This is a genomic window from Guptibacillus sedimenti (assembly GCF_028610665.1).
Classification (GTDB): domain Bacteria; phylum Bacillota; class Bacilli; order Bacillales; family Guptibacillaceae; genus Guptibacillus; species Guptibacillus sedimenti.
In genome coordinates this window covers 1-12,678 of sequence record NZ_JAQQWV010000002.1, presented here as the reverse complement: position 1 = coordinate 12,678, position 12,678 = coordinate 1, and the positions used below count along the sequence as shown (strand labels likewise).

Here is a 12,678-nt window from a genome sequence, read left to right as displayed (position 1 = left end):
AAAAATATACTGGCTTTAAACTGCGGACGAAACTCCTGCAAGAGCTTCAACAGTTTTATCAGTTATTGTCATTGTTATCATTCAGACGATACCCTACTGTCCTGATTTTGAAAGGGATACCTTTCTAAAGGGAAGTATGAGCTAGTAAGTTAAGATTACAATGAATCGAATTTTCTGTCAACTGCCTTTACTCTTCCTCACGTGCATCTTTAATATCCCCGTAGGTCCTTTTTGATTTAACTGAATCATTTGCTCAGCCATCTCTTTCGGTGTATAAGGCATCTCATTTTCAAGCCACCAGGAAATCATGCCTGTATAAGCAGATGCGATATAGCTTGCGATGACTTCACTTGGTAACGGGAGAGGATCGAATCTCCCTTTTGCAATTCGATTGTCATAGAAATCAAAGAAGAAGCTACGCATGTGATCAAGAAAGTTTGGCATTCCTTTTTTGATTAACATGACGTGAAAGAATTTATCGTATTCTGCAATACTTGAGAAAATATGTTCTGCGATATAACGCTGAAGTTCATCAATTGGTAAATTACCAGGAGGAATGGTCAGCGCCTCGCCAAACAACTGCCGAAGCATTTCATCAACCGTTTGAAGTAGTAACTCTTCTTTATCTTGATAATGCAAATAAAAAGTAGCGCGGTTAACCGTTGCTTCTGTTGTAATATCGGCAATCGTGATTTTCTCATATTCTTTTACTGACATCAGATGGATAAACGAATCCTGCAAGAGCTTTCGTGTTCGCGTAACGCGCGGGTCTTCCTTCTCTCTCATAAAAATCTCCTCCAAATTAAACCTTTTCTCAACAACACTTTATAACTTGTCGTTTAGACCACGTTTTTCAAAAACTTGATTATTGCCCAATTTCATGACTCTGTTAAAATATTTTACGACACTTGTTGTATAAATAACAACCGTTGTTCTTTTCGAACGATATTTATTGGAGGTTAAATTGAATGAATGAGAAGAAATTGACAAAAGCCCGGTGGATTACAATTGCAGCAACCTTTCTTGCTTTTATGGGTATAGGGATTGTCGATCCGATTCTTCCAACGATCGCAGAACAAATTGGTGCAAACCACTGGCAAGTAGAAATGCTGTTTACTGCTTACATTTTGACAATGGCCATTATGATGATTCCAGCCGGTATTTTTGCAAGTCGATTTGGTGATAAGCGCATGATGGTATTTGGTTTATTCATCGTTACGGTCTTTGCACTGCTTTGCGCTCTTTCAAATGGAATCGCAAGCCTATCGATTTTTAGAGCAGGTTGGGGATTTGGTAATTCTATGTTCTTCGCGACAGCCATGACGCTATTAATCGCTTTATCTAAAGACCCACAAAAAGCCGTTGGCTACTATGAGGCAGCGATTGGACTAGGAATGGCGGGCGGCCCCCTTGTAGGTGGTGTTCTTGGTGGTTATTCATGGAGATTCCCTTTCTTTGCAACGTCGATCCTAATTCTAGCTGCATTTTGCCTTGTTCTCTTCTTTGTGTTTGAACCAAATGGCAAACAAAAACGTAAACCTGTTGGAATGAATGAGTTAAAAGGGCTCTTTTCATTCAAACCTTTCCTAACGTCCGCTCTTGCAGCGATGCTCTATTACTACGGGTTTTTTGTAGTGCTGGCTTATACGCCGCTCATTATCGGACTTAATGCGATTCAAATTGGATTTGTATTCTTTGGGTGGGGGTTAATGCTCGCCTACGGTTCAGCCATTCTAAGTCACCAACTTGAGAAAAAGTTTCTACCGAAGAAAATTCTTCCTTATAGCTTATTGATATTTGCTCTCTTACTAGCCTTACTATTTGTTGTCCCAACGACACCACTTCTGATTACTGTGGTTATCGTTTCAGGACTTGCTTCAGGACTCAATAACGCCCTCTTTACAAGCTACGTGATGGAAGTTTCTCCATATGAAAGAAGCATAACGTCAGGAGGATACAATTTCCTCCGCTGGCTCGGTGCTGCAATTGCCCCCGTCCTTTCTGGTTTGATCGGCCAGGGAGTATCAGCTCACGCACCGTTTCTCGTTGCAGCTGTCCTTAGTGTTGGGGGGATTGGATTAATGCTAATAAAGCCTAAACCGGCTACGTTAGAAACTGAAATGAGTGCATAAGAAAAAGAGCGTAAAGCAGTGGCTTTACGCTCTTTTTAAATTATTTTTCAATTTTATCTCCGTCTTTTTCCCATGCAGCAAAACCACCGCTATAGTTCAAAATGTCCTTGAAACCAAGAGACTGAAGTAAGCTTGTTCCGATTGCTGAACGAGTTCCAGATTGACAGTGAACCACAACCGTTTTATCTTCTGGAATATCATTTGCCTGATCTTCTAAATAGCCAAGCATATGATGATTAGCGCCAGGAATATGACCGGCGTTCCATTCATTTTCTTTTCGAATATCAACAACATAAACATCTTCTTTGTCATAAACATCTATCAATTCCTCTGTTGTAACAAAAGAATAGCCTTCAAGATCATCCCATTGTGAGAGAAGCTCAGGACCAGCATATGCTTTCATCCGATCAATGCCAATGGAGTGTAACGCCTTTACGATCTCTTCTTTTTGATTATCCTCTGCAATAAGAAGCAAGTCGCGTTCATAGTCTAGTACCCAACCTGACCAATTCGTGAAGGCTTTATTGAATGGAAGGTTAATCGCTCCATCAATATGGCCATCCGCGAAATCCTGTGCTGGTCGCGTATCGACAATTGTCGTCTTTCCATTTGTTGCAAGTGCACGTACTTCATCAACGCTCTCAACCTTTTCAAGTTCTTCACCTGTTAAGACGTTCGGCCCTTCTTTATTTACTTTCTTCATCACAGCAAAGTACGTCGGAGCTTCAGGCTGTTCATTTAATAGTTCTTTGACGAATGTCTCTTCATTTTCTTCCTTCAGTGCCCAGTTATTGCGCAGTTCATAACCAACTGTTGACTGAGGAACAGCACCAAGGGACTTTCCACATGCGCTACCTGCGCCGTGACCAGGCCAGACCGTTATAAATTCTGGTAGCTCTTTAAACTTTTGTAGCGATTTGAACATTGATTTTGCTCCCGTTTCAGCTGTACCAACAGCGCCGGCGGCTTTTTCAAGCAAATCTGGGCGACCAATATCACCTACAAATACAAAATCACCAGTGAAAATCCCCATTGGTACCTCAGAACCGCCACCACGATCTGTAAGAACGAACGAAATACTTTCCGGGGTATGCCCAGGGGTATGCATCACACGAAGTTCTACGTTGCCTACATGAATTATAGAATCATCTGTTACAAGTTCTACATTCAAACCATTGAGATAACCATATTTCCAGTCTTGATCTCCCTCATCAGATAAGTACAGCTTTACGTCATGCTTTTCAGCAAGTTGTCTTGCGCCTGAGACGAAGTCAGCATGAATGTGCGTCTCTGCTGCTGCCGCTAAATGAAAGCCTTCCTTTTTCGCTGTTTCTAAATACGGTGTAACGTCTCGCGCTGGATCAATTACAAGCGCTTCACCAGTTCGTTGACAGCCAATCATATAAGAATACTGTGCCAATTTTTCATCAAAAAACGTACGTAAATACATGTCATTATCCTCCTAGTAACAGTTTTCAAATTACCCCTCGGGGTATCTATAATCATCATAAACCCTTTTTCATTTTTCAGCAACCCACACGCATTTATTGCCCATATCAGAAAGAAACTTCTTCATAAAGGTTTGGAATTCCTTTAATCGGGAACGCACTATCTCAGTGTACTATTTACGAAAAGAGCGATTATTAAACGATTTATTTGGAGGTTCTCAATGTTTACTTTAAGTGATATACCAATGTTCTTCGTGAACTTTTTTATCATATTACCCATCATCACTCTCCTACACGAAGCTGGACATGTTCTTATAGCAAGAGTTTTTGGAGGCAAAATCAAATTCTGTATTGGTACTGGGAAGACCATTTTTCATATCGGTCCTCTTGAAGTAAAAAAGAAATACTTTATGGAAGGTTGGTGCCAATACGAAGATTTAACCTATAACAAAACATGGGCTCACGTTGCCATTTATGCGGCTGGTAGTCTATTCAACATTATTGTTATTCTCATTCTAAACGCATTAATTTATGCTGACATTCTTCCAGTTGATCTCTTCTTCTATCAATTTACTTACTTCTCGATTTATTTTATTTTCTTCTCCCTAATGCCTTATCGAAATGATGCCGGTAAACCGAGTGATGGTATGGCGATTATCGATGTCATTCGATACGGAAAAGCTCAAGATCCAATCGACTAAGAAAATAGCGAAAATCAGTGGAGGCTTTCTTATAGTGAGAAGCCTCATTAGATTTATAAGGATACAACAAAGGGAGTACACTTCTCAGATGGAATTATTCTTTTGCATGCTGTTTCATACCAATTTTTAACATTAAAATAGGGGATTAGACCCTCTAGTTAACAGGATCTTCAATCTTTTTAGGACCTCTGCTTTATTGTTAAGCTTTTCCAATAGGTTTAAAATGAGAGAGGAATGAATATTCATTCCGTATTTTTTTCAGAGAGGGGCTCGTAACAATTCAAACGAAACGAGAAAGCATTATGACAAGCGCTCTTGCTCTATTTGCGGAGCGAGGGTTTAATGCAACCACAGTTCCGATGATTGCCACTTCCGCAAATGTTGGAGCAGGCACCATCTATCGTTATTTCGAGAATAAAGAGGTTCTTGTTAACACTCTCTTTCAAAATTATGTTGAAACATTTACAAATACGATTAAGGATCAATTTCCATTTCATAAGCCTATACGGAATCAGTTTCATCATATTTTTAAGGCAATGATTTTGTTTACAAACCAGAATGAACACGCGCTATACTTTATTAAAAAACATAGTGCGTCTCACTTTTTGGATCAACAAAGTCGGACTGATTTTAATCAATTGCTGAACTTATTAAGAAATTTCTTTGATACTGGTAAACAACATGCTGTTATCCGAAACCTGCCCTCTGAAGCCCTAATCGCCATTGTATATGGCGCATTTCTTGAACTTCAGAATCTTGTAAGAGCAGGAGATCTCGATCCCGATCCAGAGCTCCTGTCAAATATCGAAGAAAGCTTATGGGACTCAGTTAGATCCCATCAATGAAGAGCAAGTCTCTTCATACAAGATAATGAATGAACGTTCATTCCGATCCAAAAATTACTAATGAGGTGATTCATCTTGACTACTAAGAAATCGTTCCCACAGCCAAAAACTTATGGACCTTTAGGAAACCTTCCTCTTATTGATAAAGAAAAACCCATTCAATCGTTTATGAAACTTGCTAAAGAATTGGGCCCAATTTATCAGTTTCAATTTCCTGGACGCACCAGTACGTTTGTCTCTAGTGCATCCCTTGTCTCGGAAATAACAGATGAAAAACGCTTCGACAAAAAAGTAGGACCCGTTCTTCAAAAAGTTCGCGCTTTTGGTGGAGATGGCTTATTCACAAGTGAAACGAACGAACAGAATTGGAAAAAAGCCCACAACATCCTCCTTCCAAGTTTTAGTCAACAAGCGATGAAAGACTATCATAATAAAATGGTCGATCTTGCTACACAGCTTATTCAGAAGTGGGCACGCCTTAACCCTGATGAAGAAATTGATGTTCCCGAAGATATGACGCGTCTAACTCTTGATACGATTGGCCTTTGTGGATTCGATTTTCGCTTTAATAGCTTTTACAGAGAAACCAACCATGAATTTGTTGATGCGATGGTTCGCGCTTTGGATGAAGCGATGAATCAATCACAGCGTCTTGGCGTTCAAGATAAACTGATGGTACGCTCCAAAAAACAATTTAAAGATGATATTGACTATATGTTTTCTCTTGTCGATGGCTTAATCGCAGACCGTAAGAAGAATGGTGATCAAGGCGAGGATGACCTTTTAGCACATATGTTAAAAGGAAAAGACCCTGAAACAGGTGAACCGCTTGATGATGAGAATATCCGTTTCCAAATTATCACATTCTTAATCGCTGGACATGAAACGACAAGTGGATTGCTTTCATTTACACTTTACTACCTAATGAATAATCCAGATAAGCTTGCCAAAGCTCAAGAAGAAGTAGACCGTGTCGTTGGCGATGCTATTCCTGATTATAAGCAGGTGAAGCAACTCAAGTATGTTCGAATGATTCTTAATGAATCCCTTCGCTTATGGCCAACCGCTCCTGCCTTTTCTCTTTATGCGAAGGAAGATACAACATTGAATGGTGAATATGATGTAGAAAAGGGTGACGAGTTCACGCTCCTACTCCCCGAACTACATCGTGATAAATCCATTTGGGGTGATAATGTGGAAGAATTCGTACCTGAACGCTTTGAAGACCCGTCTTCTATCCCCCAACACGCTTATAAGCCGTTCGGAAATGGGCAGCGCGCATGTATCGGGCAACAATTCTCACTACATGAAGCGACGCTCGTTCTCGGTATGGTTATTCAGCACTTTGATCTAATCGATCATTCGAACTACCAGCTTGATGTGAAAGAAACATTAACACTCAAACCCGATGGTCTAAAAATGAAAGTGAAGCAAAGAAAGGAATCGATTTCTTTCGTTACACAAGCTGAACCTGTTGAAAAAGAAGAGAAAACAGCACCGGTACCCGTCGAAAATGCACACGGAACTCCTCTTCTTGTCTTATATGGTTCCAATCTAGGTACAGCTGAAGGAATTGCTCGTGACCTTGCTGAAACTGGCCGCCAACAGGGTTTTAGCTCTGAAGTTGCTCCTCTGAACGATTATGTGAATGAACTTCCTCAAGACGGAGCTGTTCTGATTGTTTCCGCTTCCTATAACGGAAATCCTCCAGACAATGCGGATGAATTTGTACAATGGCTTGATGAGATGGAAGATGGAGCAGTAAACGGTGTCCATTATGCCGTCTTTGGTTGCGGTGACCGCAACTGGGCCAACACGTATCAACGGATCCCATCCCTAATTGATGAGCAGCTATCAAAGAAAGGTGCTCAGCGAATTTCTGAAACTGGGGATGGGGATGCAAGCGATGACTTTGAAGGCGATTATGAGAAATGGGAAGCAATGCTATGGCCAAATCTCGCAGAAGCGATGAATATCGAACTAAATGAAAACAGCTCAGAAAACAGTTCCATTTCAATGAGTTTCGTAAGTGGCGTAAGTGATACGCCTCTCGCTAGAACACACCACGCGTTCACTGCGATTATTAATCGAAATGTTGAATTACAGCATACAGAGAGTGGAAGAAGCACACGACACATTGAATTGATGTTACCTGACGGTGTGACCTATCAAGAAGGGGATCATGTCGGCATCCTTCCACAAAATAGTGATGAAATGGTCAATCGCGTTCTTGATCGCTTCTCGTTAAATGGGCATGATCATGTGTTACTGACTGGAGATTCTGGTAAAGCGGCTCACCTTCCTACTGACAAACCAGTGAAACTCCAAGAGCTTCTTTCTTCTTATGTAGAACTTCAAGAACCTGCAACGCGTTCACAAATACGCGCGCTAGCTGCACATACTGTGTGTCCACCACATGTTGTCGAGCTCGAACAGTTACTTGAAGACGACACCTATAAAAAGGAAGTTCTTGAGAAGCGCGTTACGATGCTAGAACTCGTTGAACACTATCTAGCTTGCGAGATTCCATTTGAGCGGTTCATTGCACTACTTCCGCCATTGAAGGCTCGCTACTACTCGATTTCAAGTTCTCCACTTTATAAAGAACGAGAAGCGAGCATGACGGTTAGTGTCGTTCGTGACACTGCTTGGAATGGTAAAGGAGAATACAAGGGCGTTGCATCCAACTACCTGGCAACGCGTGAATTTGGTGACAAAGTGGCCTGCTTTATCAATACGCCACAGTCCAACTTCCAGCTTCCAGAAGACCCAGAAACACCAATGGTCCTAATTGGACCTGGAACAGGTATTGCGCCATTTAGAGGATTCATTCAAGCTCGCCGGGAATTAAGTAAGCAAGGCAACGAGCTTGGTGCAGCTCACCTCTACTTCGGTTGCCGTAATCCTGAACATGATTATTTATATCAGGAAGAGCTTGAACAGGCTGAAAAAGATGGACTTGTTACCCTTCACACGGCATTTTCGCGTTGCCCTGGACAGAAAAAAACGTATGTCCAACACCTTGTATCCGAGAATGCTTTGGATGTCATCCCATTTCTAAAAGACGGTGGACGCTTATACGTTTGCGGCGACGGTAGCCACATGGCTCCTGAAGTTGAGCAAACGATTATCACAAGCTATCAATCGATGTATAAGACAACTGAGCAAGAAGCGATTCAATGGCTAGAAGAACTTGAGCGAGACGGCCGGTATGCGAAAGATGTATGGGCTGGCGCATAATATGGGAGAAGACAGCGAACTTTAATTGGTTCGCTGTCTTTTTTATTCTTCATTTTTTTACAAGAACTGCTGACGTTACAATCGGTACTTTAAGCACCCTTAATTAATAGAGAATGCCTTTTTCTTATAAAACCCAATTTCCGCAAAAAAAGACGCTTTTGCATTTGCACAAAAGCGTCTCATAACACACATTTATAAATATTCCTCATGCGGTGCTTGCGTTGGATACAGCATGTAATACATTGGATACGCTCTCTCATACCAGAATTGAATAATCGGTCCGAGTAAAAATACGAGCGCAATTGTTCCTACACCAACTGGACCACCAATAATTAGAGCAAGTGTTGCCATGACAATGGCAACACTCGTCTGTCCCATTTGCAAACTAAGATTGAATCTTGCGCTAATCACAAGAAAAAGCTGATCAAATGGTGCTCGCGGGAATTGTGGCAATATATAGATGGCTACGCCTAACCCAATAGCGACCATTCCAGCAATTAGGACCGCAACTTTTACCATTAGTGGTGCTGCTGTTAGCTGAACGGAAGAAAACACAATTTCTAACCAGAAGTCGAGAATAAAGCTTTCTAGAATAATCGGCAAAACCGCTCCATATTCTGGTTTCTGTTTCATTAAACTCCCATTCAAGAAAATGACGAGGATTTGAAACAAGCCATACCAAAACCCAACGGTAAGTCCTGCTAAATCTGATAGCCCAATAAAAAAAGAAGTCCAAAATCCGGCTCCAAGCGTCGCATGAATGACAAGCGCGACACCAAAAAAGTTAATAAACATACCAAGAAGATAAACCGTAATTCGATAAAGCATTACGACATCCTCCCTTCCTAAAAAATAAAGAAATCCTGAGTATCCTGATTCCATCTGCTAGTCAGTCAGACCTTTGAAGACAAACCGTCTTTTCGCTTAAGATGGTAGCGTTCTTGCTTGTGGAAGAGAGGATCTTACTAAGATTTTTCGAGACCATTTTATTAGTCATTGTTTTCACCGTCAATGGATTTCACTTTTAAAAAACATTCCAATATTTTTGTTTTTTCCTCACAAAAAAAGCTGCCCGTTTTGGACAGCTTTTTCTCAATAATGATTGAGCAGATTATAAAATATGCCTGGCTAATGCTTGTTTTAACGTACTGTGCGTTTGAATGGAAGAGAAATCGATTCCGAGATGAATCATCGTTTGTGCCACTTCAGGCCTAATCCCTGATAGGATCCCCTTAACACCTAGCAGCTCTAGAGAATAAATAATATTAAAAATGTTGTTTGCAACCATTGTATCAACAATAGTGACACCAGAAAGATCGATAAATAAATGCGTTAAGCGTTTTTCAGTAGATTCTCTTAGTGCTGTTTCCATAAGAAGGCTAGCCCTATGCGTGTCAACATCACCGATAATCGGCAAAACAGCGACACCCTCAAGAATTGGTACAACGGGAACAGAAAGCTCTAGAAATACTTCTTGTGCATGGCTGAGATTATTCTTATATGAGGTAACATAGGCTGTGCTGTACGCATAAACAGCATGGTCAAGCATACGATCAACCAATTTCCCGGCTCCAAAAACACTTTGAACCGTATGGTTTGCTTCGACTGTTATTAATTCAATGACATCCCATATTGCTTGTCTAAATTCTGACGTGGTTTTCAGTGACTCATCTAGTTCTGAGCCATAACTAACCGCCAGCTCTCCAGTCTCTCTTCCCCACTTTGTAACGTTAGGCATCGTTTCTTCTATACCAATTAAAATGGTGTCGGCACACAGTTGAACAAGCTCTGTATGTAACCTCAGTGCTTCTGCATTGTCCGCACCTGGTTTGAGTAAGCTTTTTGCAATATCTAACTTTCTTGCTTCTAGCTGTTTTCCGATTAATTGAACTTCCTGATCAATGATCGATTTCTGAATTGGCATATCTTCTACCTCCGCTGATAAATCGATTCTCTATCCTATCATAGAGGAACACACTTCATTTTACATTAAAAACTTTCTCACTGCCTTATTTATATTTCTAAAGATACCTATAAACCCTAATACATCAATGCTTACGACGCCAAACAGCTTCATTCCCAGGCTCCTTTCTACAACGAAATTGGGGGAATTTCCAGAAGAGGTTTGCTTTTTTTGGGAGACATGTTATACTAAGGTTAATTATTGTTGTTCGGTACTGATTATTAAAGAGCAGGCTACTTTAGGAAGTACTTACATCTCAAATGATTATGTAGAGCAGGAATAGTAATATTTGTGCAAAATGCACTTGGAGGATACACACATGAACAAAGGTACAGTAAAATGGTTTAACGCAGAAAAAGGTTTTGGCTTCATCGAAGTTGAAGGCGGAGACGACGTATTCGTACATTTCTCAGCTATTCAAGGCGAAGGTTTCAAAACTCTTGAAGAAGGTCAAACAGTTACTTTTGACACTGAGCAAGGTAACCGCGGACCACAAGCTACTAACGTAGTTAAAGCATAAATCATATATAAAAAAGCTCTTCCCCAGCGGAAGAGCTTTTTTTGTTTATGTTTATTTAGTTGCTTTCTCGTAGTCAGATCACTTTGTTTCTATATTCCACTTATGCTTCTGTTTCTTCTGTTTCTTCTGTTTCTTCTGTTTCTTCTGCTTCTTCTTTTTCATTTAAAAACAACTCCGGATCAAATTCACCTTCAATGGCAATGGCGGTTAATCCCTTTTCCGTAGTCGTCTCATGCCATTCATCCTTATTCCAGAAGACAGCATCCCCTTCTTTTACCTTCATTAACTCATTGTCTTCTCCTCTTACCAATCCTTCACCACTTACGATTAATAATAATTGCGGCGTCACGGCCTGATGAAACCCAATCAACCCTTCTTTGTCCAGGTACATGGCACCTATATGTACGCTTGATTCCGTCTGTGTAATGCGAGACATCATAAATTGCGATCCGAATTTTGTAATTTCTTTTCCTGCCGACCGACTAAAATTATAAATTTTCATCCCTACTCCTCCTCCGTAAAACCTAATCGATGCTTACCTTTTCTTTCTAACATTTTCCTACTATTTTCACTATGTGTAATGGTTTTTCCACTTCTCCTTATTTCCAAACCTTTGTCTAGCAATTCAACACCCGTTTTACTTTTCCATCCATTCCCCTTCTAAACTATATTCGCTCTATCTAAAGTTTTCCCTTTTCCTTGCTCCTAAAAGCAAAACCTCCTTCTATTAAGGAGGTCTTGCTTTTACGTATGAAAAAGCTCTCCTTCAAGAGCTTGAAGATATCGAGTAGCCGACCGTTGAACCGCCTCATCTGCGCCAGATTCAACGATGCGATGAAAGGCGTTGTAAAGGCGATCATACTTTAGTGGCTTAACCTTCTGAGCCATTTCTTTCACCTTGCTCCCAGGTAACGGAATTAAATTAGGATAGCTATACATGAAACTAACCCATTCCTGATCAGCGACAACTTGTATAATGTCACCCGTCAGCAGTAGACCTTTCCCTCCACCCAAATCCTTCACATGAAGCACTGCACCACCAAGGAAGTGTCCGCCAAGACGATGAATGGTTAAGTGAGGGGCCAGTTCCAATGACTCGCCATTCCAGAACTCAATCCTCTCACTCTCTCTCATCACCCATTTGGCATCATCTTCATGAATATAGATTGGAACATGAAAGGCTTCTGCCCATTCTACCTGAGAAGAGTAATAATGTGGGTGTGACAGCGCAATGGCATCAATGCCGCCGAGGTCTTTAACCGCTTGAATTGTCGCTTCATCAAGATAAGAAATGCAATCCCATAGCACATTAAATCCATCACTCTGGACTAGATATGCTGTTTGACCAATTGCAAAAGTCGGAGCTGTTGTGATGCTATATAAACCTTTTTCTTCTTCAATAATTTGATTTTGAAACTGCTTTTTCTGCATGTCGATAAGCGTTGTCCATTCCTGCCCATCTGGATTAACATACTGTCTTTCTTCTTTACAAATAGGGCACGTTTCAGGATTAACCTCCATATCACAGTATTGCGTGCCGCACGTGATGCAAATCGGTCGCTTCATAATCATCTCTCCCTCTTTTTCATCCTCATGGAAATTATAACCTAATTACCCATTCAATTACTGTAGCTAATGACTTATTTTTTCTACATCTTTAGAAGGAGAACATTCTCTGAGCACTAAAAAAGCATCCCGTTAATGAAGTGACCCCCGTCAAGTAGACGGAAATTAAAAAGCATTCTTATGCAGCCTGAGCTCTATATTTATAGGGGCTCAGGTTGTTTAGTTTCTTTTGAAATCTCTGGTGATTGTAAAATCGTATGTAT

Annotated in this window: 12 protein-coding genes; 5 read left to right on the top strand and 7 right to left on the bottom strand. The window is 40.7% G+C overall.

All coding sequences use genetic code 11. The features are described 5' to 3' along the window. Positions 1 to 177 precede the first annotated feature (177 nt). Positions 178 to 786, bottom strand: a complete 609-nt coding sequence (locus PQ578_RS08270) for a TetR/AcrR family transcriptional regulator (protein ID WP_273833386.1) — start codon at positions 784 to 786, stop codon at positions 178 to 180. Between the two features lie 182 nt (positions 787 to 968). Here PQ578_RS08270 and PQ578_RS08265 point away from each other — a divergent pair, with 182 nt between their 5' ends. Beyond that, entirely contained in the window at positions 969 to 2,132 is a 1,164-nt protein-coding gene (locus PQ578_RS08265) for an MFS transporter (RefSeq protein WP_273833384.1), read from the top strand. A 40-nt stretch (positions 2,133 to 2,172) separates the two neighbouring features. Here PQ578_RS08265 and PQ578_RS08260 read toward each other — a convergent pair whose 3' ends face one another. Further along, positions 2,173 to 3,582 carry an MBL fold metallo-hydrolase gene (locus PQ578_RS08260; RefSeq protein ID WP_273833383.1) on the bottom strand — a complete coding sequence of 470 codons (1,410 nt, stop codon included), beginning with the start codon at positions 3,580 to 3,582 and terminating at the stop codon, positions 2,173 to 2,175. A gap of 219 nt (positions 3,583 to 3,801) precedes the next feature. Here PQ578_RS08260 and PQ578_RS08255 point away from each other — a divergent pair, with 219 nt between their 5' ends. The 3 genes from PQ578_RS08255 to PQ578_RS08245 all read left to right on the top strand — a co-directional run bounded on the left by PQ578_RS08255 (position 3,802) and on the right by PQ578_RS08245 (position 8,366). Next, positions 3,802 to 4,281, top strand: a complete 480-nt coding sequence (locus PQ578_RS08255) for a site-2 protease family protein (protein ID WP_273833381.1) — start codon at positions 3,802 to 3,804, stop codon at positions 4,279 to 4,281. 302 nt (positions 4,282 to 4,583) lie between these two features. Next, entirely contained in the window at positions 4,584 to 5,126 is a 543-nt protein-coding gene (locus tag PQ578_RS08250) for a TetR/AcrR family transcriptional regulator (protein ID WP_273833379.1), read from the top strand. A 75-nt stretch (positions 5,127 to 5,201) separates the two neighbouring features. Further along, positions 5,202 to 8,366, top strand: a complete 3,165-nt coding sequence (locus PQ578_RS08245) for a bifunctional cytochrome P450/NADPH--P450 reductase (RefSeq protein ID WP_273833377.1) — start codon at positions 5,202 to 5,204, stop codon at positions 8,364 to 8,366. A 192-nt stretch (positions 8,367 to 8,558) separates the two neighbouring features. On the opposite strand, the gene PQ578_RS08240 is transcribed toward PQ578_RS08245, so the two are convergent. Both PQ578_RS08240 and PQ578_RS08235 read right to left on the bottom strand, forming a co-directional pair. Further along, positions 8,559 to 9,194 (bottom strand): YczE/YyaS/YitT family protein, encoded by a 636-nt coding sequence (locus PQ578_RS08240; protein ID WP_273833375.1) that lies wholly within the window; start codon positions 9,192 to 9,194, stop codon positions 8,559 to 8,561. Between the two features lie 283 nt (positions 9,195 to 9,477). After that, the gene (locus tag PQ578_RS08235; protein ID WP_273833373.1) at positions 9,478 to 10,290 is read right to left on the bottom strand and encodes an STAS domain-containing protein; all 813 of its coding nucleotides are present in this window, start codon (positions 10,288 to 10,290) and stop codon (positions 9,478 to 9,480) included. Positions 10,291 to 10,648: 358 nt separating this feature from the next. On the opposite strand from PQ578_RS08235, the gene PQ578_RS08230 reads away from it, so the two are divergent. Then, positions 10,649 to 10,849, top strand: a complete 201-nt coding sequence (locus PQ578_RS08230) for a cold-shock protein (RefSeq protein ID WP_098442444.1) — start codon at positions 10,649 to 10,651, stop codon at positions 10,847 to 10,849. A 100-nt stretch (positions 10,850 to 10,949) separates the two neighbouring features. Here the strand turns inward: PQ578_RS08230 and PQ578_RS08225 are convergent, their stop codons facing one another. The 3 genes from PQ578_RS08225 to PQ578_RS22485 form a co-directional block, all read right to left on the bottom strand. Further along, positions 10,950 to 11,351: a cupin domain-containing protein gene (locus PQ578_RS08225; RefSeq protein WP_273833368.1), complete on the bottom strand. Its 402-nt coding sequence runs from the start codon at positions 11,349 to 11,351 to the stop codon at positions 10,950 to 10,952. 242 nt (positions 11,352 to 11,593) lie between these two features. Next, complete coding sequence (locus tag PQ578_RS08220) at positions 11,594 to 12,415, bottom strand: MBL fold metallo-hydrolase (RefSeq protein WP_273833365.1); 822 nt, start codon at positions 12,413 to 12,415, stop codon at positions 11,594 to 11,596. A 178-nt stretch (positions 12,416 to 12,593) separates the two neighbouring features. Beyond that, entirely contained in the window at positions 12,594 to 12,674 is an 81-nt protein-coding gene (locus tag PQ578_RS22485; protein WP_371018277.1) for an IS3 family transposase, read from the bottom strand. Positions 12,675 to 12,678: the final 4 nt, after the last annotated feature.

Excerpts from the sequence above, each read along its gene's own strand:
- PQ578_RS08270 (WP_273833386.1), bottom strand. The coding sequence starts at position 786 with ATGAGAGAGAAGGAAGACCCGCGCGTTACGCGAACACGAAAGCTCTTG.
- PQ578_RS08250 (WP_273833379.1), top strand. The coding sequence starts at position 4,584 with ATGACAAGCGCTCTTGCTCTATTTGCGGAGCGAGGGTTTAATGCAACC.
- PQ578_RS08260 (WP_273833383.1), bottom strand. The coding sequence starts at position 3,582 with ATGTATTTACGTACGTTTTTTGATGAAAAATTGGCACAGTATTCTTAT.
- PQ578_RS08265 (WP_273833384.1), top strand. The coding sequence starts at position 969 with ATGAATGAGAAGAAATTGACAAAAGCCCGGTGGATTACAATTGCAGCA.
- PQ578_RS08240 (WP_273833375.1), bottom strand. The coding sequence starts at position 9,194 with ATGCTTTATCGAATTACGGTTTATCTTCTTGGTATGTTTATTAACTTT.
- PQ578_RS08220 (WP_273833365.1), bottom strand. The coding sequence starts at position 12,415 with ATGAAGCGACCGATTTGCATCACGTGCGGCACGCAATACTGTGATATG.
- PQ578_RS08255 (WP_273833381.1), top strand. The coding sequence starts at position 3,802 with ATGTTTACTTTAAGTGATATACCAATGTTCTTCGTGAACTTTTTTATC.
- PQ578_RS08235 (WP_273833373.1), bottom strand. The coding sequence starts at position 10,290 with ATGCCAATTCAGAAATCGATCATTGATCAGGAAGTTCAATTAATCGGA.
- PQ578_RS08230 (WP_098442444.1), top strand. The coding sequence starts at position 10,649 with ATGAACAAAGGTACAGTAAAATGGTTTAACGCAGAAAAAGGTTTTGGC.
- PQ578_RS08225 (WP_273833368.1), bottom strand. The coding sequence starts at position 11,351 with ATGAAAATTTATAATTTTAGTCGGTCGGCAGGAAAAGAAATTACAAAA.